The sequence below is a fragment of the Cellulomonas sp. APG4 genome (assembly GCF_009996735.1).
In the GTDB taxonomy this organism is placed as follows: domain Bacteria; phylum Actinomycetota; class Actinomycetes; order Actinomycetales; family Cellulomonadaceae; genus Actinotalea.
On the sequence record NZ_JAACYI010000014.1, the window covers coordinates 1 to 26323 of the forward strand.

The following is a 26323-nucleotide window of genomic DNA, read 5'->3' on the forward strand; positions in this document are numbered from 1 at the left end:
GGGGTGTCGCGGCCGCGGCGGGGGTCGCCGCCCTGCTCGGGGCGGCCCGGCGGCGGTCAGCTCCGCGCTGAGGGCGGGCAGGTCGCTGGCCGCGGGGCCCCGGATGGCGCAGGGCGTCGGCGGGGAGCACGCTGGACCGGACCCGCACGAGGCGCGCGAGACGAACCGAGGAGCGACCGTGGCCGTACCCGCCTGGAGGACCGTCGTCCTCGACACGACGAACGCCCGTGGGCTCGCGGAGTTCTACCGCGAGCTCCTGGGGCTGACCTACCGCCCAGGTGACGAGCCGCCGCCCGCGGGCGAGCCCGACCCGGACGGGGCCGACTGGCTCGTGCTCCGCGCGCCGTCGGGCCCGGGCCTGGCGTTCCAGCAGGTCGAGGAGCTGCCCCGCAGCACGTGGCCCGAGCCCGGGGTGCCCCAGCAGCTGCACCTCGACCTCACCGTGGCCGACGCCGACGAGCTCGAGGCCGAGCGGGCGCGTGCGGAGCGCCTCGGGGCGACCCTGCTGCTGGACCGCACCGACGACCCGGACGAGCCCCTCTACGTGCTCGCCGACCCGGACGGCCACCCGTTCTGCATCTTCGTCGGCTGAACGCGCCTAGGGTGGACGGACGACGACGAGGAGGCGCCTGATGGCCGGGAGCGAGACGTCCGGGGCGGCCCCGGGGCGGTACGAGCGGATGACCTACCGCCGGTGCGGCCGCAGCGGCCTGGACCTGCCGGCGATCTCCCTCGGGCTCTGGCACAACTTCGGTGACGACCGTCCGTTCGCGACCCAGCGCGACATCGTGCTGCGCGCCTTCGACCTGGGCGTGACCCACCTCGACCTCGCCAACAACTACGGCCCGCCGCCCGGCGCCGCCGAGGCGAACCTCGGGCGCCTGCTCGCACGTGAGCTCCGCCACCACCGCGACGAGCTCGTGATCTCCACCAAGGCCGGCTACCGCATGTGGCCCGGGCCCTACGGCGAGTGGGGCTCGCGCAAGTACCTGCTGCAGAGCCTCGACCGCTCGCTCGAGCGGCTCGGTCTCGACCACGTCGACATCTTCTACTCCCACCGCTTCGACCCGGCCACGCCGCTCGAGGAGACGATGGGCGCGCTCGACACGGCCGTGCGCTCGGGCCGCGCGCTCTACGCGGGCATCTCGTCCTACAGCCCGGCGGACACCCTGCGGGCCGCACAGATCCTCGCCGACCTGGGCACCCCGCTGCTCATCCACCAGCCCTCGTACTCGATGCTCAACCGCTGGATCGAGACCGAGGGGCTGCTCGACACGCTCGAGGAGGTGGGCGCCGGCTGCATCGGCTTCTCACCGCTCGCCCAGGGCATGCTCACCGACAAGTACCTCGACGGCGTCCCCGAGGGCTCGCGCGCGGCCGAGGGGACCTCGCTCGATCCCGCCCTGCTGACGGACGAGGCGCTCGCGCACGTGCGCGCCCTCGACGCGCTCGCGCGCGGGCGCGGTCAGTCGCTCGCGCAGATGGCCGTCGCGTGGGCGCTGCGCGACCCGCGCATGACGTCGCTCGTGCTGGGGGCGAGCAGCGTCGCGCAGCTCGAGCAGAACCTCGCGGCGCTCGGTAATGCCGACTTCGCGGACGACGAGCTCGCGGCGATCGACGAGCACGCCGTGGACGCGGGCATCGACCTGTGGGCCGCGTCGCGCAAGCGCCTGCGGCACCGCTGAGCAGGAGCGCCCCGCCGCCCGTGGGCGGCACGGCCGGCTCGGCCGGGCCCGCACCGTGCCGCCGCGCGGGTCGGTACGCCGACGGCGAATGAGGTCGACCCGTGTCGGTGGCCGGGAGCAGACTGACGCTCGCGCAGCGCCGCGCACACCCCTTGACCCGACGCGACCGGACCGGTGTGACCCATGGCTGAGACCTCTTCTGCGGCGCCTGCGCCGTCCCCGCTGACCTCCGGGCCGACAGATCCCCCCGCACCCGCACGCATGGAGCCGGCCCACCGGCGGGCGGTCTCCCTGCTGCTGGTCTCGGCCTTCGTCGTCATCCTCAACGAGACGATGATGTCCGTCGCGGTGCCCCAGCTCATGGCCGACCTCGCGATCACCGCGAGCACCGCGCAGTGGGTCACGGCGGCGTTCATGCTCACCATGGCGGTCGTCATCCCGATCACCGGGTTCGTGCTCCAGCGGGTCACGACCCGGGCGGCGTTCCTCACCGCGATGGGGCTGTTCTCCGTCGGCACGCTCGTGTGCGCGCTCGCGCCGGGCTTCGTCGTGCTCGTGCTCGGCCGAGTGGTCCAGGCCAGCGGCACGGCGATCATGATGCCGCTGCTCATGACGACGGTCATGACCGTCACGCCCCCCGCGAGCCGTGGCCGCACGATGGGCAACATCTCGGTGGTCATCTCGGTCGCACCGGCCCTGGGCCCCACGGTCTCCGGCTTCGTGCTGGGCGTGCTGGACTGGCGCTGGCTGTTCGTGCTGGTGCTGCCGATCGCCCTGGGGGCGTTCGCGCTCGGCGCCGCCCGCCTCACCAACCTCACCGAGCCCCGCTACGCGCGTGTCGACGTGCTCTCGGTGGGTCTCGCGGCGCTCGCGTTCGGGGGGATCGTGTTCGGGCTCAGCCGGTTCGGCGAGGCCTCGCACGCCGCCGGCGGCCTCGTGGGCGCGTGGGCGCCCGTGGTGGTCGGGGCGGCGGCGCTCTCGCTCTTCATCGCGCGTCAGCTCTGGCTCCAGCGGCGTGACGCGGCGCTGCTCGACCTGCGCACCTTCACGTCCCCGGTGTTCTCGGTCGCGGTCGGCCTCATGGGCCTGAGCATGCTGGCGCTGTTCGGCACCCTCATCCTGCTGCCCTACTACACCCAGAACGTGCTCGGCCTCGCCGCCCTGACGACGGGACTCCTCGTGCTCCCGGGCGGCGTGCTCATGGGCGTGCTGGCGCCCGGCGTCGGCCGTGCCTACGACAGGTTCGGCGCGCGCCGACTGCTGGTGCCGGGCACCGTGCTCGTGAGCAGCGCGGTGTGGGGCATGACGACCCTCGACGAGCGCTCGGCCGCCTGGCACGTGCTCGTGCTGCACGTGCTGCTGAGCCTCGGCCTCGCGCTCACCTTCACCCCGCTCTTCACGGCGTCGCTCGGCTCGCTCGCGCCGCGGCTCTACTCGCACGGCAGCGCGGTCGTCGGCACGGTCCAGCAGGTCGCGGGCGCGGCGGGCACGGCCCTGTTCGTGACCGTCATGACAGCCGGCGCGCTCGCGAGCACGCGCGGCCCCGCGACGGACGTCCTGGCCGTGGCCGACGGCGTGCACGACGCGTTCCTGGTCGGGGCGGTGCTCACGCTCCTGGCGATCCCGGCGGCCCTCGCGATGCGGACACCGCAGGGCCCGGCCGCCCACGGGGCCGGACACTGACGCGTGGCGGAGAGTGCGGGCCTCCTGCTGTACCGCCGGACGGCGGGCGGGGTCGAGGTGCTGCTCGGCCACATGGGCGGCCCGTTCTGGCGGAACAAGGACGCCGGGGCGTGGACCCTGCCCAAGGGCGAGCCCGGCGCGGGGGAGGACGCCCACGCGACCGCCCTGCGCGAGTTCGCCGAGGAGGTCGGCTCCCTGCCCGAGGGCAGCGGCCCGGACCTGCCGCTCGGCCGGGTGCGCCAGCGCAGCGGCAAGGTCGTGACGGCGTGGGCGCGCGAGGGTGACCTCGACCCGGCCGCGGCGGTCAGCAACCTCGTCGAGGTCGAGTGGCCGCCGCGCTCGGGGCGCAGCATCACGGTCCCGGAGCTCGACCGCGTCCGCTGGGTCGCGGCCGCCGAGGCGCCCGCACTCATGGTCACAGGTCAGGGCGAGCTCGTGACCAGGCTCGTCACGGCCCTCACCGGCGACGGCGCCTGAGCTGCCCGCGGCGCGGGTCGGTTCACCCGTCACACGTGGGTCGGACGCCGACGACGACCGTGCCGTCGAGGTCGTCGTCCCGCACCACGCGCGTGCGCAGGCCCGCGCGGCGCAGGAGTCCCGCAGAGAGGTCGCGCTGCGTCGTGCTCGTCTCGAGCACGAGCACGCCGCCGGGCCGCAGCCAGACGGCGGCACCGTCCGCGACCCTGCGGTGCAGAGCGAGGCCGTCGGAGCCGCCGTCGAGCGCGGTGCGCGGCTCGTGCACGCGTGCCTCGGGTGGCATCGTCGCGATCGCCTCCGTCGGGACGTACGGTGCGTTGACCGCCAGGACGTCCACGTGACCGCGCAGGCGGGCGGGCAGCGCGTCGTACAGGTCGCCGCTGTGGACCTCGCCGGGCACGTTGCGGCGCGCGACCCGGGCCGCCGCCGGGTCGATGTCCGCAGCATGCACCTCGAGGGGTGCCCCCGGGGCCGCGAGCGTGGCGACCACCGCGGCGACCGCCCCGGTGCCGCAGCACAGGTCCACCAGCACGCGCACGCCCGCGCACCGGGTGTCGAGCGCGGTGACGGCCTCGCGCACCACGAGGCCGGTGCGGCGGCGCGGGACGAAGACCCCGGGGGCAACCTCGACCCGCACACCGCACAGCTCGGCCCAGCCGAGCACGAGCTCGAGCGGCTCGCCGGCCTCGCGCCGCTCGACGAGCCGCGCGAGGTCGGCCGGGTCCCGCCCGGCATCGACGAGGAGCGCCGCCTCGTCCTCCGCGAACACGGAGCCCGCGGCGCGCAGCCGCGTCACGACGTCGTCCGGGGTCACCCGGGGAGGGTACGCCGCGGCCGGCCGAGCCCTCCGCCCGGCCGGCCGCGGGAGGGTCAGGACTCGCGGAGCGCCTCGGCGAGCTTGACCCGGCCGCCGAGCCGGAGCAGCGACCGCTCGTAGATCTTGGCGCCCAGCGCGATCACGGCGACCGTGGTGCCGGCGAGCACGACGAGGGCCACGAGCGGCTCCCACCACACCGCCTCGCCCAGGAACAGGCGCACCGGCATCGCGACCGGCGCGCTCACCGGGAAGAACGACGCGATACGCAGCACCAGGTCGTTGTCGTTGAAGAAGACGACCACGAAGTAGGGAGCCATCGTCAGCATCATGACGGGCGTCAGCACCGGGCCGGTGTCCTCGATGCGGGACACCAGCGAGGCGCTCGACGCGAAGATCGCCGCCAGCAGCACGAAGCCGACCACGAAGAAGATCGCGAACCAGGCCATGGGCGCGCCGAGCGCCCCGAGCAGCTCGTCCTGCCCCGTGACCACCATGCCGACCACGGAGACCGCGGCGAGCGCGGCGGTCTCCGCGACCGCGAGCGCGCTGTTGCCGAGGATCTTGCCCGCGAGCAGGGCACGCGCCGAGACCGTCGACAGCAGGATCTCGACGATCCGCGACTGCTTCTCCTGGACGGTGTTCTGGGCGATCGTCGAGCCGAACGTCGTCGCGGTCATCATGAACACGAGGCCGAAGGCGAGCGACACCAGGAACCGGATGCCGAACTCGGGGTCCGGGTCGCCGAGGATCTCGACCTCGGGCGTGACGGTGAGCGCACCGAGCACACGCTCGGGCGCGCTGCCGAGCGCGATCACGCGCGCGTCGAGCACGGCGTCGGCCGAGGTGTCCGCGACGACGGCGGCCTCGACCTCCTCGGCCTCGACCGCGGCGCGGGCCTCGGCGACGTCGGCGACGCGCACGCCCTCCAGGTCGTCGGCCGCGTCGACCAGCGCGACGGTCTCGGGGACCACGGCGACCCGCACCGGATCGGTCGTCCGTCCGGAGAGGAGCGACCCGAGGACGATCGCGGCGAGCACGCCCACCAGGAGCACGCCGGCCGAGATCAGGAACGACTTGGAGCGCACCTGCGTGACGACCTCGCGCTCGGCGACGAGCAGCGTGGACTGGAGCGTCCCGGGGACGGCCGGGCGAGGGGACGGGGTACGGGCGTTCATCGGACCTGCTCCGGGGTGGGCTCGGCGGTACGGGGGGACGTCGCGTCGGCCTGCTCGGCCGCGGTCTGCTCGGCCTCGGCGGTCTCGTCACGGACGATGTCGCGGAAGATCTCCGCGAGGCTGGGTCGTACGGGTCGGAACTCGTGGACCGGGGCCTGGTCGAGCGCGGTGCGCAGCACGCGCTGCGCCGTCGTCTCGTCGGCGTCGAACTGCGCCCAACCCCCGGCGAAGTCGACCACCTGCACACCGGGCTCGGCGCGCAGCCACCCGGTGTCACCCGCGGTCGTGAGCTCGTAGCGGGGCTCCGCGAAACGGTCACGCAGCTCCTCGCGACCGCCGGCGGCACGGATCCGGCCGCCCGCGATCACCACGACGTCGTCGCACAGGCGCTCGACGACGTCGAGCTGGTGGGACGAGAAGAGCACCGGGACACCGCGGGCGGCGTGCTCGGCGAGCACGCCGACCACCACGTCGACCGCGAGCGGGTCGAGGCCGGAGAACGGCTCGTCGAGGATCAGCACCTCCGGGTCGTGCACCAGAGCGGCCGCGATCTGCACCCGCTGCTGGTTGCCGAGCGAGAGGTCCTCGAGCCGGTCGTCCGCACGCCCGCCCAGACCCAGCCGCTCGAGGAGGTCGCGCGCCCGGGCGTCGGCGTCCGCGCGGTCGTAGCCGTGCAGCCTGGCGAGGTAGGTGAGCTGCTCGGCCGCGCGCATCTTCGGGTAGAGCCCCCTCTCCTCGGGCATGTAGCCGAACGCGCGCCGTCCGGCTGCGTCGAGCGGGCGACCGTCCATCGTGACCTCGCCCGCATCGGCCGAGAGCACCCCGAGCATGATCCGCATGGTCGTCGTCTTGCCCGCGCCGTTGCCGCCCACGAATCCCGTGAGCCGGCCGCGTTCGACCGCGAACCCGACGTCGTCGAGCACGAGGCGGTCCCCGAAGGACCTGTGGATGCCGTCGAGGCGAAGCATGGACGCTCCTTGTCGGTGGGGCCGCGCCGGTGCGCGCGGCTGCACCCTCGACGCTAGACGGCGCGCGGTGCGGCGACCTCGGGCGCGAGGCGGAACCTCGGCCCCCGGTCCCCTCCACCTCGGGGCGGAGGGGTGGTCCGCCGTCGGGCGCGCGGGGGAGGCGCGCCGGCCCGGCACGCGCCGCGCGGGGAGGTCAGGGCCGGGCGAGCCCGTGCTCGTACGCGAAGACGACGGCCTGCACGCGGTCGCGCAGACCCAGCTTGGTCAGCACGTTCGAGACGTGCGTCTTGATCGTGGCGCGGCCCAGGAAGAGCTCGGCCGCGATCTCGTCGTTGGTGAGGCCGCGCGCCACGAGCTGGAGCACCTCGCGCTCGCGCTCGGTGAGCTCGGCGACGGCGGCGGCGTCCGTCTGCGCGTCGGTCGCGGCCCTGCCGCCCTCGACGGCGCGCGCGATCACCGCTCGCGTGACCTCGGGGGCGAGCAGCGCGTCGCCCGCCGCGACCGAGCGCACGCCCTCGACCAGCTGCTCGGCACGGGAGTTCTTGAGCAGGAACCCCTGGGCGCCGGCCTCGAGCGCCTCGACCAGGTAGTCCTCGCGCTGGAACGTCGTGAGGATGAGCACCGCGGCGTGGATGTCCGGGTCCGCCACCACCAGGCGGGTCGCCTCGAGGCCGTCCATGTCCGGCATCTGCACGTCCATGCAGATGACGTCGGGCCGTAGCGCGCGGGCCTGGCTGATCGCCTGGCGACCGGTGCGCGCCTCGCCCACCACCGTCAGGTCGGGCTGCGCGTCGAGGATCGTGCCGATGCCGGCGCGCACGAGCTCCTGGTCGTCCACCAGCAGCACGCGCCACGGCGGGCCGCCCCGCCCGGGGTCGACGACGGCGTCCTCACGGTCGTTCACTTCTCGCTCCTCAGGGGGACGTGGGCGCGGACCAGGAACCCGCCGCGCTGTCGGGGGCCGGCCTCGAGCGTGCCGCCGTCGGCCGCGACACGCTCACGCATGCCCACCAGGCCCAGGCCGGACGACGGCAGGCCCGTGGTGCGCCCGCCCGCGCCGTCGTCGGCGACCTCGAGCTCGACCGCGCCCGGCAGGTAGCGCAGGCGCACGTCGGCGCGCGCACGGACGCCGCCGTGCTTGCGCGTGTTGGTCAGCGCCTCCTGGGCGATCCGGTAGAGGTTGAGCGAGACGAGCGGGGGCAGGGGAACCGGCTCGCCGACCACCGTGTAGTCGGTGGGCAGGCCCGCGGCAGCCGCGCGCTCGACCAGCTCGGGGATGCGCTCGACGCTCAGGGAACCGACGCCGTCCTGCGCCGAGGGCAGCGCGTCACGCTCGCCCGGCAGGTCCGTCGCCGAGCTGCGGAGCATGCCGAGCATGCCCTGGAGCTCGTCGATGCCCTGCCGCGCGGAGTCCTCGACCCGCGCGAGCGCCTGGCCCGCGCGGTCGAGGTCCGTCCCGAGCAGCGTGCGGGCGGCCGCGGCCTGCACGCCCATCATCGAGACGTGGTGCGCGACGGCGTCGTGCAGCTCGCGCGCCATGCGCAGCCGCTCGAGCGCGACGGCCTGGCGCTCGACCACCTGCCGCTCGAGCTGCAGCAGCCGGCCGCGGTACGCGGTGCGGGCGCGCTCACGCGCCGAGCGCCACGCGTGGTCGCCGAACCAGTAGGCACCCGCGAAGTAGAGGATGTTGGTGAGCAGCTGGGTCAGCAGGAACGCGATGAGCGGCGAGAGCACGCCCGCCCGGGAGAAGTCCGGCATGGACTCGGGGTCGGTGACGGTGAGGAAGATCTGGATCAGCAGCCACCCGAGCATCACCACGACGACGGTGAGGCGCACCCACGTGGCGCGACGCCGGTCCGGCTCCCACGCACCCACCGAGTACAGCGCCATGAACAGCGCGATGTTGATCACCAGGGTCTCGGGCACCCGGAGCATCACGGTGACGATGAACATCACCGTCACGACGGCCACCACCACGCTCGGCAGCCGCCGTCGCAGGGCCAGCGGGAGCATGGTCGCCGCCAGGCACAGCAGAGAGACCCAGCCCGCCGCGGGCTCCTCGTACACACCAGCGATGCGCTGGAGCACCATGCTGAGCAGCGCGAGCACCAGCAGCCCGCCCGCGACGACGGCGTCGTTGCGCACCTCGTCGCGGCCCACGGGAGCCCGGCGCCAGCCGGGCTCGTCGGGGTCGGGGGCCGCCGTCACGACGCCGCCCGGGCCGGGGCGCGCGGGCGCGACGACGTCGGTCGAGGGTGCGGGGTCCACGAAGGACACGGTAGGGGCCGGCCTCAGTCGAAGGGCGCGTCGAGCCACGCGTGGACGGGCGGCACGAGCTGCTCGAGCTCGTCCCAGAGAGCGTCCGGCACCGGGGCCCGCGCCGCGTCGACCGTCTGGGCGATGCGCTCGGGCCGGCTCATGCCCACGACCGTCGACGCGAAGCGCGGGTCGCGCAGCGAGAACTGCAGGGCCGCGGTGCGCAGATCCGTCCCGTGCGCCTCGCACGCGGCCGCCATCGCGTCGATCGCCGCCCGCACCTCGGCTCGCACCTCGCGGTAGCCGTACGTGGAGCCCGAGCCGGCCAGGATCCCGCCGCCGTAGACCGCGGCGTTGAAGACGCCCAGACCCTGCTCGGCAGCCATGTCGAGCAGACGGCCCGCGCTGCGGTCCAGCAGCGTCCAGCGGTTGTGCACGAGCAGGCTGTCGAAGACGCCCGTCGCGAGGTAGCGCTCCATCTCCTGGACGCGGCCACCCGCGAGCCCGATCGCACCCACCTCGCCGTCGTCGCGCAGCGCGACGAGCGTCTCGAGTGCGCCGCCCGGCGCGGTGATCTCCTCGAACGCGAAGTTCTCCGGGTCGTGCAGGTGGACGAGCGGCAGGTGGTCGAGGCCCAGGCGCTCACGGCTCTCGGCGACGGAGGCGCGCACACGGGCCCCCGAGTAGTCGCGGTCGCGCGGGTCAACCTTGGTCACGACGACGTGGCCACGCGGCAGACCCCCGGTGAGCCGGATCGCCTCGCCGATGCGGCGCTCGGACTCGCCGTCGCTGTAGCCGTTCGACGTGTCGAGGCAGCGGACCGGGCTGTCGAGTGCGGCGAGCACCGTGCGCACGCCCTCGTCGGCGGAGACCTCGCGGCCGTACAGGCGCGGGATGCTGCCGAGCGGGCTCGCGCCGAGGGTGAGGGCCGACACCTCGAGGCCGGTGCGGCCCAGCGGCCGCATCCAGTCGGGGGACTCCGGGGTGGGGGTGCTCGTCATCGTCGCTCCGCTCGCGTCGGTGGCCGTGGCCGCTGCGTCACCATCACACCACTGCCAGGATGGCGGCGTGAGCACCGACACCACCGAGACCCCGCGGCGCCTGCGCTGCGCCCTGTTCGTCGACTTCGACAACGTCTACATCGGGCTGCAGAAGCTCGACGCGAGCGCGGCGGAGGCCTTCGCGAGCTCGCCCGGGCACTGGCTCAGTGCGCTCGAGCAGGGCAGCGACGCCGACGGCGAGTTCACGCGGCGCTTCCTCGTGCGCTCGTGCTACCTCAACCCGTCCGTGTTCTCGCAGTTCCGGCCCAACTTCACGCGCGCGGGCTTCGCGGTCGTCGACTGCCCGTCGCTCACCCAGCAGGGCAAGAGCAGCGCCGACATCAACCTCGTGCTCGACGCCGTGGACGCGCTCGCGGCCGAGACGCGCTACGACGAGTTCGTGATCCTCTCGGCCGACGCCGACTTCACGCCGCTCGCGCTGCGCTGGCGGGCCGCCGACCGCCGGGTCACAGTCGTGACGGCGAGCCCCGCGGCGAGCGCGTACCGGGCGGTCGCGGACACCGTGGTCACCGCGGACGAGCTCGCGGAGCTGGTCAAGCACCCCGAGGTCGACCTCGCCGAGGGTGCACTGCCCGACGCGGCAGGAGCGTCGGCCGAGGGCACCGACGAGCCCGCCCCCGCGACGTCGTCGGGCCCGGGGACCGCTGCCGCGCGCCGTGCGGTGCTGCGGACGGTGCGCGGCGCGGACCGCCCGCTCACCGGCGGCGCGGTCGCCGCCGCGGCGCAGAAGGCCGACCCGGGACTGCCGTCGAGCGGGTGGGACGGCACGGGCGGGTTCTTCGCGTGGCTCTCGGCGCACGTACCCGAGCTGGGCTACGCGTCGCGTCCGAGCCCGGGCTTCGTCTGGGATGCCCGCCGCTTCAGCGAGGCCGACCTGCCGGGCCGTGAGCCGGTGGACCTGCCGCCGCTCCAGCGCCAGGTGGTCGAGGTCACCGACATCCCCAACCTCACGCCCGAGCGCTACCGGCTGCTGCTCACCACGCTCGCCGAGGACGTGAGCTCGACGTCGTTCGACCGGCCCGAGACCGCCAAGCGCGTGTGGACCGCGTGCCAGGCGGCGGGCGAGGCGATCGGCCGGGGGTCGGTCAACACGGTGATCCAGGGCATCCTCTATGCGGGCCTCGACCTGACCCGGGCCACCACCGCCGAGCAGGTCGCCGAGACGTGGGCGCAGAACGTCGTCGGGCTCTGCCGCGGCGCGCGCATGGAGCTGCGGCCCGAGGACGTCGCCGCGATCCGCTCGTGGGTGGGCGGCGGACTCGTCAGGTGAGCCCGGACCCGTCGTCGGCCGCCGCGCCCCACGGGGCGGGTGGCGTGCTCGTGCTGCTGCGGCACGGCGAGAGCGTGCACAACGCGGCGCAGGTGTTCACGGGCCTGCTCGACGTCGGGCTCACCGAGCGTGGCCGGGAGCAGGCCCGTGACGCGGCTCGGCTGCTCGTGGCGCACGGGCTGCGGCCCGACGTCGTCGTGACCTCGCCCATGGTGCGCACGCGCCGCACGGCCGAGCTGGTGATCGACGCAGCGGGCCTCGACGGCGTGCAGGTCGAGAGCACATGGCGGCTCGCCGAGCGGGACTACGGCAGCCTCACGGACGTGCCGAAGGCGGTCGCGCGCGAGAGGTACGGGCCCGATCGGTTCATCACCGTGCGCCGCACGCTCGACGGCACCCCCGCACCGGCGAGCCCCGCGCAGGTCTCCGCGTTCGGGCCGGTGTACCGCGAGCCGGGATCCGGCCTGCCGGAACCGGGCGCGGGGGAGTCGTTGCGTGACGTCGTCGGGCGCGTGCGGCCGTGCTGGGAGGACCTGCTGGCGCGCGTGCACGCGGGTGAGCGCGTGCTCGTCGTCGGGCACGGGAACTCGCTGCGGGCGCTGTGCACGCTGGTCGACGGTCTCGCGCCCGAGGAGGTCGTGGACCTCAACCTGCCGCCCGCCCAGCCGCTGCGCTACGACCTCGACGGCGACGGTGGGCTGGTCCCGCGCGGCGGCCGCTACCTCGACCCGGCGACGGCCCACGCCCACGCGACCCGCATCGCCCACGAGGGCGGCACCTGACCCACCCCCCTCCCGCCCTCCCCGGTGCCCAAAGGTTCGAAGGCGAACCTCTGCGCGGGTGGGCTGGTACTGAACCGCCGTTTGCGCACGCGAGCTCGCATCTGCCCACCGTTCGCATCCGAACGTCTGGACGGATGCGAGCTTGCGTGCGCGGAGGCCCGTTCTGGACGCGCCCAAACGCTGAGACGTTCGCCTTCGAACCTTCGGGAGCTGGAGGTGGCGCGGAGCGACGACGGCGTCCTGCCTCGGACCAACGTCCTCGGGCTCAGGCCGCCACAGCAGGACGCGCCCGCCGCCGGAGCACCACCACGGTCACGCCGGCGACGGCGACCGCCAGCACACCACCCGCGAGTGCGAGCGCGGCGAAGCTCGCACCTGCGACGACGAGGCCGGAGGCGGCTCCGCCGAGCGCGCCTGCGAGCGCGATCGCGAGGTCGACGGTGCCCTGGGTCCGTGCTCGTGTGGTCAGGGGGAGCGCGGCCGTCAGCAACGCGGTGCCGCTCACGAGGCCGAAGCTCCAGCCGAGGCCCAGCAGCGCCAGGCCGACCGCGAGCAGCGGCACCGACTCCACGGGGGCGGCAGCCGTCAGCACCCCCGAGACCAGCAGCGTGACCCCCGCAGCCGCCGCGACCGTCTCGGCGCCGTAGCGGTCGACGAGCCAGCCCGAGAGCGGAGACGGCAGGAACATGCCCGCCACGTGCACCGCGATGACGAACCCGGCTGCGCCGACCGAGTGGCCGTGGCCGGTCATGTGCACCGGGGTCATGGTCATCACGGCGACCATCACGAGCTGGGTCACGACCATCACGACCGCGGCGAAGCCGATCGCCCGACGCCGTTCCCGCGAGCTCAGCCCGGGCGCGCCGTCGGCCGCCGTGCCGGAACCCGAGGCCCCGGTACGCGCCGCGAGGCTGCGCGCGAGGAGCAGCGGGTCCGGCCGCAGAAGGACGGCGAGGGCGATGGCGGCAGCGGCGTACGCGACCCCCGCGAGCACGAACGGACCCGCGAGGGCGGGGATGCCCCACGACTCGGCGAGATCGCCCGTCACGGTCACGAGGTTGGGCCCGACGACGGCGCCCAGCGTGGTCGCGACCAGCACGGTGCTGACGGCGCGGCCGCGGTGCTCGGGTGCCGCGAGGTCCGCGCCCGCGTAGCGCGCCTGGAGGTTGGTCGCCGACCCCGAGCCGTACACGAGCAGGGCCGCGAAGAGCAGGGGGACGTGGTCCCACAGCGCGGCGAGCACGACGCCGAGTGCCCCGAGCGCGCCGACGCCGTAGCCGAGCGCGAGCCCGGGCCGTCGGCCCGAACGGTGCGAGATGCGCCCCACGGCCACGGCGGCGCCGGCCGAGCCGAGGGTGAACAGTCCGCTCGGCAGACCCGCGAGGCTCGTCGACCCGAGCATCTGCTGGGCGAGGAGCGCGCCCACGGTGATCCCGGCCGCGAGACCGGCACCGCTCAGCAGCTGGGCGAGGACGAGCACGACGAGCGTGCGGCGCTGCTCGGGAACGGGTGCGCTCACACGTCGCGCAACCGGAGCTCGATCGACGCGCTCCGACCCACCTCGAGGCCCTCGGCCCGGCGCACGGCCTTCTTGACGGGGAGCACGTACGTCCCGGCGTCCTTGCTCGGGAACAGCGACGTGTGCCACGTGGTCGCGCCCACGGTGACCTCGACCCGGACCGAGCCGAACCCTCGCGCGACGGGCGCCGCGAGCTCGAGCACCTCGTCGGCGACCTCCTCGGGCAGGCTCACGAAGGTCCAGCCCTCGCCCTGGCGCGCCTCCCAGAGCCACAACGGGGCGTCGAACGCGTACGTCACGGGTGTGCGGGTCACCCGCGCAGTCTGCCGCGTGGGCCCGACACGCGACAGGACCGCCACCGTGAGGTGACGGCCCTGGCGCGCATGGTCCGGCGTGCTCAGCCCTTGGCCTCGACCGCGGCGGCCAGCTGGGTCACGACGTCGTCCAGACCCCACGGCAGCGAGAGCGCGGTGGGCGGCGAGACGGACGCGATGAACTCGGCGCCGACCAGGGGCGCGACGGCGCCCTCGGTCACCTGCGGCATGACCTGGGCGTACGGCGCCTCGAGGAACGTGTCGGCCTCCTCCTGCGTGGTGCCGTAGACGACGAGCACGTCGCTCGTCAGCTCGTCCAGGCGCTCGTGGCTCAGCGTGAAGTAGAACGGCGACTCGTCGGTGTCGAGCGTGTCCACGGCCTCGGCGTTGGTGAAGCCCAGGTCGAGCATGAACTCGACGCGCGGGTCCTCGTCCGCGTACACGTAGAACGTCCCCGCCATGTCCCACACGGCGGCGAGGCTCAGGCCCTCGAACTCGGGGTGCGCCTCGGCGGCCGCGGCGAGCTCGGCGTCGATGTCCGCGAGCACCGTCTCCGCCTCGTCCTGCTTGCCGAGGGCCTCGCCCGCGATGGTGACGACGTCACGCCACGGCGTGGACCACGCCTCGCCCGGGTAGGCCACCACGGGCGCGATCTCGCTGAGGGTCGTGTACTGCTCCTGCGTGAGGCCCGAGTAGTGCGCGAGGATCACGTCGGGCTCGGCGGCCGAGATCTCCTCGAACGGCACGTCCTCGCCCGAGTCGGGCAGCACGGTCGGCATCTCCTCGCCGGCCTCGTCGAGGGCCTCGGAGATCCAGGGCAGGACACCCTGCTCGTCGCCGCCGTAGGCCTGGAAGGGGATCGCCACGGGGGTCACGCCGAGGGCGATGGCGGCGTCGGCCGCGCCCCAGCCCCAGGCGACGACGCGCGTGGGCTCCTCCTCGATCGTGGTCTCGCCGAAGGCGTGCTCGATCGTCACGGGGAACGCGGCGTCGTCGGCCGCGGCCTCCTCGGTCTCGGGCGCCTCGGGCTCGGCCTCGCTGCTGCACGCGGCGAGGCTCAGGGCGGTGAGGGCGGCGACGGCGAGGGCGGCGTGCCGGCGGGCTCGTGTCACGGGATCTGCTCCTGGGGTGAAGGACCGGGCACGCCCGGGCACGTGCCCGGCGGGGAACCCCCGCTCCGGTGCGGCGTGCGAGGTAAGGCTAGCCTCACCAACCCTGCGCGACCAAGCCGGCGCCGACGGCGGCACCCGGGTGCTACTCCCGGTCGCCCGCCGAGCGCGGCAGCACCACGGGCCGGCCGGTGTCCGGGTCCTCGAGCAGGCGCGCCCGCACGCCGAACGCCGTGTGCACGACGTCCTCGGTGAGCGTGACGACCGGTTCGCCCCGCGCCACCACTCGGCCGCCCGCCATCACCACCAGCTCGTCCGCGTAGCGCGCCGCGAGCGTGAGGTCGTGGATCACGAGCACCACGGTGGTGCCACGACGCACCTCGGCGCGCAGCACGTCGAGCACCTCGACCTGGTGCGCGACGTCGAGCGCGCTCGTGGGCTCGTCCAGCAGCAGGATCTGCGGCTGCTGCGCGAGCGCCATCGCGACCCACACGCGCTGCCGCTGGCCGCCGCTGAGCTCGTCGACCCGGCGGCCTGCGAGCTCGGCCGTGTCGGTCGCCTCGAGCGCGGCCGCGACCACCTCGTCGTCGTCGCTGCGGTGCCCGCGGAAGAACGACCGGTGCGGGTAGCGGCCGTGCGCCACCAGGTCGGCGACGGCGATCCCCTCGGGCGCCACCGGGTGCTGGGGGAGGATCCCGAGGGTGCGCGCGACCTGGCGGGTGGGCAGGCGGTGCAGGTCGGTGCCGTCGAGCGTGATGCGCCCCGAGGAGGGGTGCAGCAGGCGCGCGAGCCCGCGCACGAGCGTCGACTTCCCGCTCGCGTTCGCTCCGACGAGCACGGTGAGCGCACCTGGTCGCACGGCCAGGTCGACGTCGTGCACGACGGCGCGCTGCCCGTACCCGAGCGTGACGCCCTCGGCCGCGAGGAGGGGGGAGGTCATGCGGGGAGCTCCTTCTTCTGCTCGCCCCGGACGAGGAGCCAGACGAGGAACGGCGCGCCGAGCGCACCGGTGACGAGGCCCGCGGGCGGGCTGAGGCTGCCCGGGACGAGGTGCTGCGCGGCGAGGTCCGCGGCCACGACGACGACGGCGCCCACGAGCGGTGCCGTGACGAGCGCGGGCCCGCGGCCGCGCAGGCGGCGGGCGATCGGGCCGGAGACGAACGCGACGAAGGCGACGGGACCCGCGACGGCGACGGCGACCGCTGCGAGCGCGCTCGAGAGCGTGATCGCGCCCACCCGGGTCCCGACGGGGCGGGCGCCGACCGCGCGGGCCGTGTCGTCGTCGAGCGCGAGGGCGCCGAGCGGGCGGTGGGCGAGGCCGAGGAGCGCGCCTGCGGCCAGCACGGTGCCACCCACGCGTCCCACGTCGGCCCACGCGGCCGTGCCCACGCTCCCGACCAGCCAGAACCACGCGCTCTCGGCCTGCGTCAGGCTCGCGCGCGTGAGGGCGTAGCCGAGGAAGCCCTGGGCGAGGAAGGCCACGGCCACGCCGACGACGACGAACCTGGTGCCCGTCACCCCGCGGCCGCTCAGCGCGAACACCGCGACGGCCGCGCCCAGCGCACCCACGAGGGCGGCCCCCTCGACCGCTCGCCCCGTCGCACCGAGCGAGATCGCGAGCACGGCGGCCGCGCTCGCGCCGCCGGTGAGGCCCACGATGTCCGGGCTCGCCAGCGGGTTGCGCACGACCGACTGGAGCAGGGCCCCGGCCAGGCCGAGGGCCGCGCCCACGACGGCGCCGAGCGCGAACCGCGGCAGCCGCAGGCCCGTCACCACGAAGCGCCCCTCGGTGCCTGGCCCGCCGACGAGGGCCTCGACGACCTGGCCGGGCGACAGCGCGACGGCCCCCACGGACAGGGCCACGACGGCGAGCCCCACGAGACCCACGCCGAGGCATGCGACCACGAGCAGGCCGCGCCGTCGGTCGCTGCGCCGGAGCTCGGGCAGCCCGGTGGCGCGGTCTACCTCGCCCACCTGCACGGCTGCGGCGGTCACAGCGCGACTCTCCTCGACCGCACGAGCCCCACGAGGAGCGGGGCGCCCGCCGCGGCGACGACGATGCCCACCTCGAGCTCGCCCGGCGGCGTGACCACGCGCCCGAGCGCGTCGGCGAGGAGCACGAGCGTGGCGCCCAGCATGGCGGCGACGGGCAGCAGCCGGGCGTGCGCCCCGCCCACCAGGGCACGAGCCCCGTGCGCCCCCACGAGCCCGACGAACACGAGGGGCCCGGCCATGGCGGTCGCGGTGCCGCAGAGGAGGACGACGGCGGCCATCGCGGCGGCGCGCGTGCGGGGGAGGCGGAAGCCGAGGCCCCGTGCGACGTCGTCGCCGAGCGCGAGGGCGTCGAGCGCCCGGGCCAGCGCGACGGCGACCAGGGCACCTACGGCGAGCACGGGTGTGAGCGCGAGGGCGTCGTCGAGGGCTCGGCCCGTGAGGGAGCCCACGGTCCAGAAGCGGTAGCGGTCGAGCGCCGCGGGGTCGCCGAGCAGCACGAGGGTGGTCAGCGAGGTGAGTCCCGCGGTGACGGCGGCGCCCGCGACCACGAGGAGGGCCGGCGACGAGCCTGCGCGTGCGGACGCGGCGACGGCCGCGATGAGCCCCGCCGCGGCCAGCGCGCCGAGCAGTGCGAGCCCGGCCAGCCCGAGGACCGAGGTCACGCCCAGCAGGCTCAGCCCGAGGACGACGGCGAACGCCGCGCCGGCGTTGACGCCGAGCAGCCCGGGATCCGCGACCGGGTTGCGGGTGACCCCCTGCATCACGACGCCCGCCACGCCGAGGGACGCGCCCACGAGCAGACCGATGACGGTGCGCGGGACCCGCAGCTCGCGGATCACGACGACGTCGGGCGAGGTGGGCCCCCCGAGGGCGGCCGGGTCGAGCAGCGCGGTCAGCGCCGTGAGGGGGCTCGTGCCGCGTGCGCCGACGGCGAGGCTGAGCGCGACGGCGAGCACCAGGGTCGCGACCAGGACGACGAGGCCGACGGCGGGGTGCGCGCCGGACGGCCGGGCCTGCTCCGGGGCCCCGGCCCGGGAGGTCCCGGAGGTAAGCACTGCCTTACCTTATGCCCGTGCGGACCCCTGGTCGGAACCGTCCGCGTGCCGGTCGGCGGCCCCGGAGCCTGCGCGGGCGCGCATGACGCGCAGGAGGGCGGCCGCGCCGAGCGCGAGGTGCTCGAGGTCGGCGTCGTCGAGCGCGTCGAGCACCTCGGCCTCCGCCGGTGGGCGGGTCGCGACGAGGTCGCGCAGCGCGTCCACCGCAGCGTCGGTCGCGACCACGCGACGCACCCGGCCGTCGTCGGGGTCGCTGCGACGCATGACCATCCCGGCCGCCTCGAGGCGGTCGACGAGACCCGAGACGGTGGGGCCGGAGACGCCGAGCACGCTCGCGAGCTCGGACGGCGTGTGCGGTCCGCGCAGGTGCAGCAGCGCGAGCACGCGCAGCTGCTGCGCGGTCAGCCGGCTGTGGGCGAGGTGGTCCATCGAGTACGCGACCAGCAGGTCGCTCAGCTCGTCGTGCGTGCGCAGGAACTCCGCGACGAGAGCGGCGCGCCGCGGGTCGGGGGTGGGCACGCCGCGAGGGTAGCGAACTCCTGAGCCTGAGGCTAAGCATGTAGCCTGGACGCCCCGCGACGGCGATGTCGCTGCCCCTGCTGCTGCTCCTCCGGAGGACGTCGTGCACCGACTCGCCAGGCTCTCGCTCGGCATGCGTGCCGTGACCGCGCTGCTGACCCTCGCCGTGACCGCCCTGGGCGTCGTGAGCCTCGGGGCGCTCAAGCAGGAGCTCATCCCGTCCGTCCAGCTGCCCGCAGCCTTCGTGCTCGGCGTGTACCCCGGGTCGTCGCCCGACGTCGTCGAGGCGCAGGTCACCGAGCCCGTCGAGACCGCGGCGCGCGCCGTGCGCGGCGTCGAGGAGATCACCTCGACGTCGTCCACGAGCCTCTCGGTCACGACGGCGACCTTCGAGTACGGCACGGACATGGACCTCGCCGCGCAGCAGCTGACCACTGCGGTGAACCGTGCCGGCACCGGGCTCCCCGCCGACGTCGAGCCGCAGGTGCTCACGGGATCCGTCGACGACCTTCCGGTGGTCCAGCTCGCGGTCGCGGGCGGCTCCGACGACGCCGCGCTGACCGCGACCGTCGAGGACGTGCTGGTGCCCGCGCTCGAGGACGTGCCCGACGTGCGCACCGTCGCCCTCACGGGCGTGGCGGAGCAGGAGATCGTGCTCGACGTCGATCTCGCCCGCCTGGCCGCGCTCGGCCTCACGCCCGACGTCGTGCTCGGCGTGCTCGACGCGCACGGCCTCACCCTGCCCGCGGGCACGATCACCGAGGGCGCCCAGACGTACTCCGTCCAGGTGGGCACGCCCGTCACCTCGGTCGACGAGCTCGCCGCCCTTCCGCTGATCCCGCCGGACGGCACGGCCCCCGCCGGCGGGGTCGTGCTGTCCGACGTCGCCGAGGTGGTCGACACGCAGGCCGCAGCCACTTCGCTCTCGCGGCTCGACGGCGAGCCCGCGCTCGCGGTCGCCCTGACCAAGACCCCTGCCGGCAACACGGTCGACGTGTCGCACGCGGTACAGGAGGCGATCGCGGACGTCGAGGACGCCCTCGCTGCCCAGGACGTGCGCGTGAGCGTCGTCTTCGACCAGGCGCCCTTCATCGAGGAGTCGATCGAGGGGCTCGCGACCGAGGGCGCGCTGGGCCTCGTGTTCGCCGTCGTCGTGATCCTGCTCTTCCTCGCCTCGCTGCGCTCGACCCTCGTCTCCGCGGTCTCGATCCCGCTGTCGCTGCTGGTCGCCTTCACGGTGATGCGCGTGACGGGCTACACGCTCAACCTCCTCACCCTCGCGGCGCTGACCATCTCGATCGGCCGCGTGGTCGACGACTCGATCGTGGTGATCGAGAACATCAAGCGGCACCTGTCCTACGGCGAGTCCAAGCGCGACGCGATCCTCACCGCGGTGCGTGAGGTGGGCGGCGCGATCACCTCCTCGACCGTCGCGACGGTCGCGGTGTTCGTGCCGATCGGCCTCGTCGGCGGGATCGTGGGCGAGCTCTTCCGCCCGTTCGCGATGACCGTCGCGATCGCGATGGGAGCCTCCCTGTTCGTGGCCCTGACCATCGTGCCGGTGCTCGCGTACTGGTTCGTGCGCGCGCCGCGAGCGGCCGACGGCGACCTCGCCGCGGTGCGCGACGCTGCCGAGGAGCGTGAGCGTCGCGGGGTGTGGCAGCGCGCGTACGTGCCGACGCTCGCGGCCGCGCTGCGGCACCCGTGGGTCACGCTGACCACGGCCGTCGCGGTGCTCGGCGGGACGCTCGCGCTGGTGCCGCAGCTCGAGACCAACCTGCTGGGCGACTCGGGTCAGGACACCGTCACGGTCACGCAGGACTTCGCCCCCGGCACGTCGCTCGAGGCCCAGGACGCCGCCGCGCGCGAGGTCGAGGACGCGCTGCGCGAGCTGCCCGAGGTCGCCACCGTGCAGACCACCGTGGGCTCGGACCCGACGACGGCGGCCTTCACCGGTGGGGGAGAGCAGGCCTCGTTCGCGGTGACGCTCGACCCCGACGTCGACGGCGTCGCCGCGCAGGACACCGTGCGACGCACGGTCGCGGACCTGGGCGGCGACCGCACCACGGCCCTGACCGTCTCAGGTGGGGATGCCGCGTTCGGCAGCTCGACGATCGACCTCGTCGTCACCGCGCCCGAGGTCGACGTGCTGGGGGAGGCCGCAGGACTCGTGGCCGACGCCGCGGCCGAGGTGGACGGCGTTCTGTCGGCGGTCAACAACCTCGCGAGCGACCAGGAGATCGTCGACGTCACGGTCGACCGGGACGCCGCGGCGCGCGCGGGCCTCACGGAGAACCAGGTGGCCCAGGCGGTCGCGGGCCTCATGCAGCCCGTGCCCGTGGGCACGGTCGACCTGGGCGACGGGCCCGTCGACGTGCGGGCGACGCTCGGCGACGCGCCGCTCACCGTCGACGAGCTGCGGGCCGCGCCCCTGCTGACGGCCCAGGGACCCGTGCCGGTCTCGGCGCTCGCGAGCGTCGAGGTGGTGCAGGTGCCCTCGGCGATCACGCGGCTCGACGGGGCGCGCAGCGCCACCATCGCCGTGACGCCCGAGGGCCAGGACATCGGCTCGCTCTCGGCCGAGCTCGAGCAGGTGGTCGCCGAGCTCGACCTCCCGGCGGGTACCGACGTGACGCTGGGCGGTGTCGCGGCCGACCAGGAGGAGGCGTTCGCCGACCTCGGTCTGGCCCTGCTGCTCGCGGTCGCGATCGTCTACATCGTGATGGTCGCGACGTTCAACAGCCTCGTCCAGCCGCTGATCCTGCTGGTCTCGGTCCCCTTCGCGGCCACGGGCGCGCTGCTCGCGCTGCTGGTCACGGGCACGCCCCTGGGCGTCCCCGCGCTCATCGGTCTGCTCATGCTCGTGGGTGTGGTGGTCTCGAACGCGATCGTGCTCATCGACCTGATCAACCAGTACCGCGAGCGCGGGCGCGGCCTGGACGACGCCGTGCGCGAGGGGGCCCGCAAGCGCCTGCGCCCCATCGTCATGACCGCGGCCGCGACGATCTTCGCGCTGGTGCCGATGGCGCTGGGACTCACCGGCGGTGGCGCCTTCATCTCGCGGCCGCTCGCCCTCGTGGTGATCGGCGGCCTGCTCACCTCCACGCTGCTCACGCTCGTCGTGGTGCCCGTGCTCTACACGCTCCAGGCGCGTCGGGGTGAGCGGCGCAGGCTCGCGGCCGAGGGCCTACGCGCCTGAGCGGTGCGGGTCAGCCGCGTCCGCGGCCCTTCCCGGGGGCAGGCGCGGGCGGCCCACCGTCCTTCGGTTCCGGTGCCTCGGGCTTGCCCGGGCCCGACGGCGGGGTCGGACGTCCGTTCCCTCCCGCGGGCTTGCCCGGCGGAGTCGCGGGCGGGCCGTCGTCGGCAGGGCTGCTCGGTGCGTCCGCCGGCTTGCCGGGGGTTCCGGCGGGCTTGCCCGGCGTGCCAGCGGGCGTGCCGGGGGTCCCGGCGGGCGTGCCGGGGGTGCCGGCGGGTTTGCCGGGGGTCCCGGGGGTGCCGGCGGGCTTGCCGGACGACCCCGACGTCGCGGGGTCCGGCAGGTCGTCGGGTGGGCCTGCCCCGCGGTCGGCCGCGGCCGGCAGCTCCGGCGGACCCGGGATGCGCTCGGCGCCGGCCGGGGCCGTCGGTGTGGGCAGGACGGTCGGGGTCGGCAGGCTCCTCGGCGGTGCGGTGGGCGGCCACGTGGTCGGCGACCACGGCACACCCGCCGGGGCGTCGTCGGCGGTGTCGGTCACGGTTCGGTCCACCTGCTCGACCACCGTGTCCTGCGCCACCTCGGCGGCTGCGGGGAGCGGGGCGATCGCGCCGGTCACCGCGAGGGTCGCGCCCACGGCGGCCGACGTCGCGGCGGCGCTCGAGACCGGGAGGGCCGAGGCGACGGTGGTCGCCGCGGAGCCGAGGTCCGGCGTCGGGACGTGGCGCAGGCCCGGCAGCCCCGAGAGCACCGAGAGCGGTCCGGCCACGATCCGCAGGCGACCCAGACCCACGCGCAGGAACGCGTGGACGACGTCGGGGTCGAACTGCGTCCCCGCGCAGCGCGCGAGCTCCTCGCGTGCCGCCGCGGCCGAGAGGGGCTCCTTGTAGGACCGTGCGGAGGTGATCACGTCGTACGCGTCCGCGACGGCGACCACGCGGGCACCGAGCGAGATCGACGTCCCCGCGAGGCCCGCGGGGTAGCCCCCGCCGTCCCAGCGCTCGTGGTGCTGACCGATCGCGTCGAGCCACGGCCCGAGCCACTCGGCGAGCGGACGCGCGAGCTCCATCCCCTCGTGCGGGTGGGTCGTGAGCACCGCCCACTCGCCGGGGCTCGGCCGGCTGGTGCTCGTCAGCACGTCGGCCGGCACGTGCAGCTTGCCGACGTCGTGCAGCAACGCGGCCCAGCCGAGCTTGGCCGCGTCCTCGCGCGAGAGGCCCATCTCGGTCGCGACGAGCGCGGCGTAGGCCTGCACGCGCTCGCTGTGCTTGAACGTCACCTCGTCGTGCGCGCCGAGCGCGGCGACCAGCTCGAGCACGAGCGCTGCCGGGTCAGGGGCCTCGCCGGGCTGCCGCGCGGACCGGGTGCGTTCGAGCCAGGTCTCGAGCACCTCGGGGGACCACGTGCGTCGCGCCACCGCGAAGCGGGAGGGCGCACGGTCGGGAAAGACGAGGGTCATCCGCAGGAGCGTGCTGAGCGGGAGCAGCCTGCGGGTCCAGCGCGTCGCGAGCAGCACGAGCGCCGTCGACAGCGCGACCTGCGCGAGCAGCCACAGCCACGGGTGCATCCCGAGGCGCTCGGGCGGGAGCCAGCGTGCCGTGGCGAGCCCGACGGCGAGCGCGAGGAGCGCGGGCAGCAGCGGCGCGAGCACGCGCACGGTCCCGGCGAGGAGCGGGCGGGGCTGCCAGGTGCCGAGGGTGGCGTCGTCGTAGTTCTGTGTGGGACCCGACGCCATGTCCTGACTATCGGCACGTCGGGACCATCCCTGTAAAGCCGGGCGGTCGCACGTTCGGGTGATCCTCCGTCCGTCGGCGCCCCGATCGAGTTCCCAGCCTGCACACAGGTTCGAGGTGCACCCTGGAGGCGGAGCCGCCGGAGGCGCGGCGACGAGGAGGCGCATCATGAGCACGTCGAGGCGCAGGTGGGTGCTGGGTGCGGCCGGGGTCGCGGGCGCCGTCGGGGTGGCCGTCGCTGCCGGGGCGGTGGCTCCTGCGGTCGCCGCGGAGGAGGACGACGAGCGGCTCGCGCTCCGCGAGCAGCGCATCGTCGAGGCTCTCGACGAGCTGGTCGAGGACGGGACGATCGAGACGGACCAGGCGGAGGCGGTGGCGCAGACGCTCGCCGGCTCCGACGCGCTGGGTCCCCGTGCCGGAGGGCACATGCGTGGCGACGCGGTGGGCGTGGACGCGGCGGCGGAGGTGCTCGGCCTGACCACCGAGGAGCTGCTGACGCGCCTGCACGACGGCGACACGCTCGCGGACGTGGCGCGCGACGAGGGTGTCGAGGTCGACGCGCTGGTGGACGCCCTCGTCGCGGCGGCCCGCGAGCGCCTGGACGACGCCGTGACCGACGGACGCCTCACGCAGGCCGAGGCGGACGAGCGCGCCGCCGACCTCGAGGACCGCATCGCCGAGCGCGTCGAGGAGGGCGGGGCGCTGGGCCGCGGCCCGCTCGGGCGGTCGACCGGTGAGCGGGGGCACGGTCCGCACGGCCCGGCCGACTGGTCGGGCACCGGCGCCTGACCCCGGGCCGACCCATCTCCCGGACCCGCGGCGCCCCCCTCGCCGCGGGTCCGGGTCCTCCTCAGGGGCGCGCACCCTCGTCGAGGTAGGTGAGCACCGCGAGCACGCGGCGGTGGTCGTCGTCCGACGGCGGCAGGTCGAGCTTGGCCAGGATGTTGTTGATGTGCTTGCTCACGGCCTTCTCGGTGACGACCAGTCGCTCGGCGATCGCGGCGTTGGAGCGTCCCTCGGCCATGACCGCGAGCACCTCGCGCTCGCGTGGTGTGAGCGGGGACAGCCTGTCGTGCTGGCGGCCGCCCCCGAGGATCTGCGCGATCACCTCGGGGTCCATCACGGTGCCTCCCGCTGCGACGCGGCGCACGGCCTCCACGAAGTCGCGCACGTCGCCCACCCGGTCCTTGAGCAGGTAGCCGACCCCGCCCGTGCGGTCGGACAGCAGCTCGGACGCGTACACCTGCTCGACGTACTGCGACAGGATCAGCACCGGCAGGCCGGGCACCTCGCGGCGCGCGAGGACGGCGGCTCGCAGGCCCTCGTCGGTGAACCCCGGTGGCAGCCGCACGTCCACCACCGCGACGTCGGGCCGCAGCTCGACGAGCCGGTCGGCCAGGGCCGTGCCCTCCTCGAGCGCGGCGACCACCTCCATGCCGTGAGCCTCGAGCATGCGGACCAGCCCGTCGCGGAGCAGGGCGAGGTCCTCGGCGATCAGGACGCGCACGGCAGCACCGCCTCGACGGTCGTCGGCCCCCCGGCGGGGCTCGTGAGCTCGAGCGCGCCGTCGAACGCCTCGATCCGGCGCGCGATCCCGCGCAGCCCGGTGCCGAGCGCCGGGTCCGCTCCGCCGCGCCCGTCGTCGTGCACGCGCAGCACGAGGGCGTCGCCCGTGTCGTGCAGGCTCGCGACGATGCGCGCGGCGCCCGCGTGCTTGACGGCGTTGGTCAGCAGCTCGGCGGCGGTGAAGTAGGCGGCGGACTCGACCGGGGCGGGCAGGCGTCGTCCGAGCCTCACGTCGAGCTCGACCGGCACGGGGCTCGCGAGAGCCAGGGCCTCGAGGGCGTCGCCCACCCCACGGTCGGCCAGCAGCGGCGGGTGGATGCCGCGCACCAGCGCGCGCAGGTCCGCGATCGCGTCGTGCGCCGCAGAGCGGGCCTCCCGCACGAGGCCGCGCGCAGCGGCGGGGTCGGTGTCGAGCAGCTCCTCGGCCATGCCCAGGTGCAGGGTGACCGCGACGAGCCGCGCCTGGGCGCCGTCGTGCAGGTCGCGCTCGATCCGCCGCAGCTCGGCGGCCGAGGAGTCCACGGCCTCGCTGCGGGTCTCGGCGAGACGCGCGACCTCGCCCGCGAGCCTGCGCGCAGTCGTCGGGCCGAGCAACGCCTGCGTGAAGCGTGCCTCGACGTCGAGGAACGCCTGCGGTGCCAGGGCCGCGAGCACGCCCACGCCCACGCCGATCGGCACGCCGAGCAACGACACGCCAAGGCCCGTGACGGGGACGCCGTTGTAGACCACACCGGAGTCCGGGGCGATCAGGTGGATCACGGGCAGCAGGAGGCCCTGCAGGGCGGTGAGGGTGAGCAGCACGGTCAGCAGCGCGAGCCACGTCTGCGTCGGCAGGACGAGCCACACGAGATCCCGCCATGTCGCCTGGTCACGGAGGAGGGTGCGCACGTCCGCGTCGCCACGCGAAGGGAGGTAGGGGCTCGACACGGGTGGCTGCGTCCGGAGCCGTTGGTGGTCGGCGAGGCGACGTTGCAGCCCGATCGCCCGGACGAGCACCCGCCGCCCTGACGGTGCCACCGCCAGGACCGCCGCGACCACCAGGAGGGCGAGCACGAGGAGCCCTGCGACGTCGGCGAGCACCCCGACGAGCAGGTGCTGCACGTCGCGCATCCACCGCCGGGTCGCTCGTCCCACCGGTCGAGTATC

The 26323-nt window shown here is 75.1% G+C and carries 24 protein-coding genes; 8 read left to right on the forward strand and 16 right to left on the reverse strand.

What is annotated here, in order from left to right:
* Nucleotides 1-178: 178 nt before the first annotated feature.
* The 4 genes from GXB85_RS11175 (at nucleotide 179) to GXB85_RS11190 (ending at nucleotide 3845) form a co-directional block, all read left to right on the forward strand.
* Complete coding sequence (locus tag GXB85_RS11175; RefSeq protein ID WP_370524182.1) at nucleotides 179-592, forward strand: VOC family protein; 414 nt, start codon at nucleotides 179-181, stop codon at nucleotides 590-592.
* A 40-nt stretch (nucleotides 593-632) separates the two neighbouring features.
* Nucleotides 633-1685 carry an L-glyceraldehyde 3-phosphate reductase gene (gene mgrA, locus GXB85_RS11180; protein ID WP_161917741.1) on the forward strand — a complete coding sequence of 351 codons (1053 nt, stop codon included), beginning with the start codon at nucleotides 633-635 and terminating at the stop codon, nucleotides 1683-1685.
* Nucleotides 1686-1868: 183 nt separating this feature from the next.
* Complete coding sequence (locus tag GXB85_RS11185) at nucleotides 1869-3368, forward strand: MDR family MFS transporter (RefSeq protein WP_161917742.1); 1500 nt, start codon at nucleotides 1869-1871, stop codon at nucleotides 3366-3368.
* Nucleotides 3369-3371: 3 nt separating this feature from the next.
* Entirely contained in the window at nucleotides 3372-3845 is a 474-nt protein-coding gene (locus GXB85_RS11190) for an NUDIX domain-containing protein (protein ID WP_161917743.1), read from the forward strand.
* Between the two features lie 22 nt (nucleotides 3846-3867).
* Here GXB85_RS11190 and GXB85_RS11195 read toward each other — a convergent pair whose 3' ends face one another.
* The 6 genes from GXB85_RS11195 to GXB85_RS11220 all read right to left on the reverse strand — a co-directional run bounded on the left by GXB85_RS11195 (nucleotide 3868) and on the right by GXB85_RS11220 (nucleotide 10062).
* Nucleotides 3868-4659, reverse strand: coding sequence for a putative protein N(5)-glutamine methyltransferase (locus GXB85_RS11195; protein ID WP_161917744.1), 792 nt, complete (start codon nucleotides 4657-4659; stop codon nucleotides 3868-3870).
* A 56-nt stretch (nucleotides 4660-4715) separates the two neighbouring features.
* Nucleotides 4716-5837, reverse strand: coding sequence for an ABC transporter permease (locus GXB85_RS11200; protein ID WP_161917745.1), 1122 nt, complete (start codon nucleotides 5835-5837; stop codon nucleotides 4716-4718).
* Complete coding sequence (locus tag GXB85_RS11205; RefSeq protein WP_161917746.1) at nucleotides 5834-6805, reverse strand: ABC transporter ATP-binding protein; 972 nt, start codon at nucleotides 6803-6805, stop codon at nucleotides 5834-5836. The genes GXB85_RS11200 and GXB85_RS11205 overlap by 4 nt, the downstream gene beginning before the upstream one ends.
* 193 nt (nucleotides 6806-6998) lie before the next feature.
* Nucleotides 6999-7709, reverse strand: coding sequence for a response regulator transcription factor (locus tag GXB85_RS11210; RefSeq protein WP_161917747.1), 711 nt, complete (start codon nucleotides 7707-7709; stop codon nucleotides 6999-7001).
* Complete coding sequence (locus GXB85_RS11215; RefSeq protein WP_370524183.1) at nucleotides 7706-9073, reverse strand: sensor histidine kinase; 1368 nt, start codon at nucleotides 9071-9073, stop codon at nucleotides 7706-7708. Before GXB85_RS11215 ends, GXB85_RS11210 begins: the two co-directional genes overlap by 4 nt.
* 23 nt (nucleotides 9074-9096) lie before the next feature.
* Entirely contained in the window at nucleotides 9097-10062 is a 966-nt protein-coding gene (locus GXB85_RS11220) for an aldo/keto reductase (protein ID WP_161917749.1), read from the reverse strand.
* 67 nt (nucleotides 10063-10129) lie between these two features.
* Here GXB85_RS11220 and GXB85_RS11225 point away from each other — a divergent pair, with 67 nt between their 5' ends.
* Complete coding sequence (locus tag GXB85_RS11225) at nucleotides 10130-11392, forward strand: NYN domain-containing protein (protein WP_161917750.1); 1263 nt, start codon at nucleotides 10130-10132, stop codon at nucleotides 11390-11392.
* The gene (locus GXB85_RS11230; RefSeq protein ID WP_161917751.1) at nucleotides 11389-12174 is read left to right on the forward strand and encodes a 2,3-bisphosphoglycerate-dependent phosphoglycerate mutase; all 786 of its coding nucleotides are present in this window, start codon (nucleotides 11389-11391) and stop codon (nucleotides 12172-12174) included. Before GXB85_RS11225 ends, GXB85_RS11230 begins: the two co-directional genes overlap by 4 nt.
* A 265-nt stretch (nucleotides 12175-12439) precedes the next feature.
* Here the strand turns inward: GXB85_RS11230 and GXB85_RS11235 are convergent, their stop codons facing one another.
* The 7 genes from GXB85_RS11235 to GXB85_RS11265 all read right to left on the reverse strand — a co-directional run bounded on the left by GXB85_RS11235 (nucleotide 12440) and on the right by GXB85_RS11265 (nucleotide 18685).
* Nucleotides 12440-13693: an MFS transporter gene (locus GXB85_RS11235; protein WP_161917752.1), complete on the reverse strand. Its 1254-nt coding sequence runs from the start codon at nucleotides 13691-13693 to the stop codon at nucleotides 12440-12442.
* Nucleotides 13690-14007 (reverse strand): DUF1905 domain-containing protein, encoded by a 318-nt coding sequence (locus GXB85_RS11240; protein WP_370524184.1) that lies wholly within the window; start codon nucleotides 14005-14007, stop codon nucleotides 13690-13692. Before GXB85_RS11240 ends, GXB85_RS11235 begins: the two co-directional genes overlap by 4 nt.
* An 83-nt stretch (nucleotides 14008-14090) precedes the next feature.
* Nucleotides 14091-15119 (reverse strand): ABC transporter substrate-binding protein, encoded by a 1029-nt coding sequence (locus GXB85_RS11245; protein WP_161917753.1) that lies wholly within the window; start codon nucleotides 15117-15119, stop codon nucleotides 14091-14093.
* A gap of 142 nt (nucleotides 15120-15261) precedes the next feature.
* On the reverse strand, nucleotides 15262-16056 hold the full coding sequence (locus GXB85_RS11250; RefSeq protein ID WP_161917754.1) for an ABC transporter ATP-binding protein: 795 nt from the start codon (nucleotides 16054-16056) through the stop codon (nucleotides 15262-15264).
* Nucleotides 16053-17111: an iron chelate uptake ABC transporter family permease subunit gene (locus GXB85_RS11255; RefSeq protein WP_370524185.1), complete on the reverse strand. Its 1059-nt coding sequence runs from the start codon at nucleotides 17109-17111 to the stop codon at nucleotides 16053-16055. The genes GXB85_RS11250 and GXB85_RS11255 overlap by 4 nt, the downstream gene beginning before the upstream one ends.
* Nucleotides 17108-18166, reverse strand: a complete 1059-nt coding sequence (locus GXB85_RS11260) for an iron ABC transporter permease (protein ID WP_161917755.1) — start codon at nucleotides 18164-18166, stop codon at nucleotides 17108-17110. The genes GXB85_RS11255 and GXB85_RS11260 overlap by 4 nt, the downstream gene beginning before the upstream one ends.
* 9 nt (nucleotides 18167-18175) lie before the next feature.
* Entirely contained in the window at nucleotides 18176-18685 is a 510-nt protein-coding gene (locus GXB85_RS11265) for a MarR family transcriptional regulator (RefSeq protein WP_161917756.1), read from the reverse strand.
* A gap of 103 nt (nucleotides 18686-18788) precedes the next feature.
* Between GXB85_RS11265 and GXB85_RS11270 the strand changes: the two genes are divergently transcribed.
* Nucleotides 18789-21884 (forward strand): efflux RND transporter permease subunit, encoded by a 3096-nt coding sequence (locus GXB85_RS11270; RefSeq protein WP_161917757.1) that lies wholly within the window; start codon nucleotides 18789-18791, stop codon nucleotides 21882-21884.
* Nucleotides 21885-21894: 10 nt separating this feature from the next.
* Here GXB85_RS11270 and GXB85_RS18670 read toward each other — a convergent pair whose 3' ends face one another.
* Nucleotides 21895-23613, reverse strand: coding sequence for an HD domain-containing phosphohydrolase (locus tag GXB85_RS18670; protein ID WP_161917758.1), 1719 nt, complete (start codon nucleotides 23611-23613; stop codon nucleotides 21895-21897).
* 166 nt (nucleotides 23614-23779) lie between these two features.
* Here GXB85_RS18670 and GXB85_RS11280 point away from each other — a divergent pair, with 166 nt between their 5' ends.
* Nucleotides 23780-24400 carry a hypothetical protein gene (locus GXB85_RS11280; RefSeq protein ID WP_161917759.1) on the forward strand — a complete coding sequence of 207 codons (621 nt, stop codon included), beginning with the start codon at nucleotides 23780-23782 and terminating at the stop codon, nucleotides 24398-24400.
* 61 nt (nucleotides 24401-24461) lie between these two features.
* Here GXB85_RS11280 and GXB85_RS11285 read toward each other — a convergent pair whose 3' ends face one another.
* The gene (locus GXB85_RS11285; protein ID WP_161917760.1) at nucleotides 24462-25118 is read right to left on the reverse strand and encodes a response regulator transcription factor; all 657 of its coding nucleotides are present in this window, start codon (nucleotides 25116-25118) and stop codon (nucleotides 24462-24464) included.
* On the reverse strand, nucleotides 25106-26311 hold the full coding sequence (locus tag GXB85_RS11290) for a histidine kinase (RefSeq protein WP_161917761.1): 1206 nt from the start codon (nucleotides 26309-26311) through the stop codon (nucleotides 25106-25108). Before GXB85_RS11290 ends, GXB85_RS11285 begins: the two co-directional genes overlap by 13 nt.
* Nucleotides 26312-26323 lie beyond the last annotated feature (12 nt).

Coding starts and splice junctions, on each gene's coding strand:
- GXB85_RS11280 (WP_161917759.1), top strand. CDS start 23,780: ATGAGCACGTCGAGGCGCAGGTGGGTGCTGGGTGCGGCCGGGGTCGCG.
- mgrA (WP_161917741.1), top strand. CDS start 633: ATGGCCGGGAGCGAGACGTCCGGGGCGGCCCCGGGGCGGTACGAGCGG.
- GXB85_RS11250 (WP_161917754.1), bottom strand. CDS start 16,056: ATGACCTCCCCCCTCCTCGCGGCCGAGGGCGTCACGCTCGGGTACGGG.
- GXB85_RS18670 (WP_161917758.1), bottom strand. CDS start 23,613: ATGGCGTCGGGTCCCACACAGAACTACGACGACGCCACCCTCGGCACC.
- GXB85_RS11200 (WP_161917745.1), bottom strand. CDS start 5,837: ATGAACGCCCGTACCCCGTCCCCTCGCCCGGCCGTCCCCGGGACGCTC.
- GXB85_RS11220 (WP_161917749.1), bottom strand. CDS start 10,062: ATGACGAGCACCCCCACCCCGGAGTCCCCCGACTGGATGCGGCCGCTG.
- GXB85_RS11205 (WP_161917746.1), bottom strand. CDS start 6,805: ATGCTTCGCCTCGACGGCATCCACAGGTCCTTCGGGGACCGCCTCGTG.
- GXB85_RS11185 (WP_161917742.1), top strand. CDS start 1,869: ATGGCTGAGACCTCTTCTGCGGCGCCTGCGCCGTCCCCGCTGACCTCC.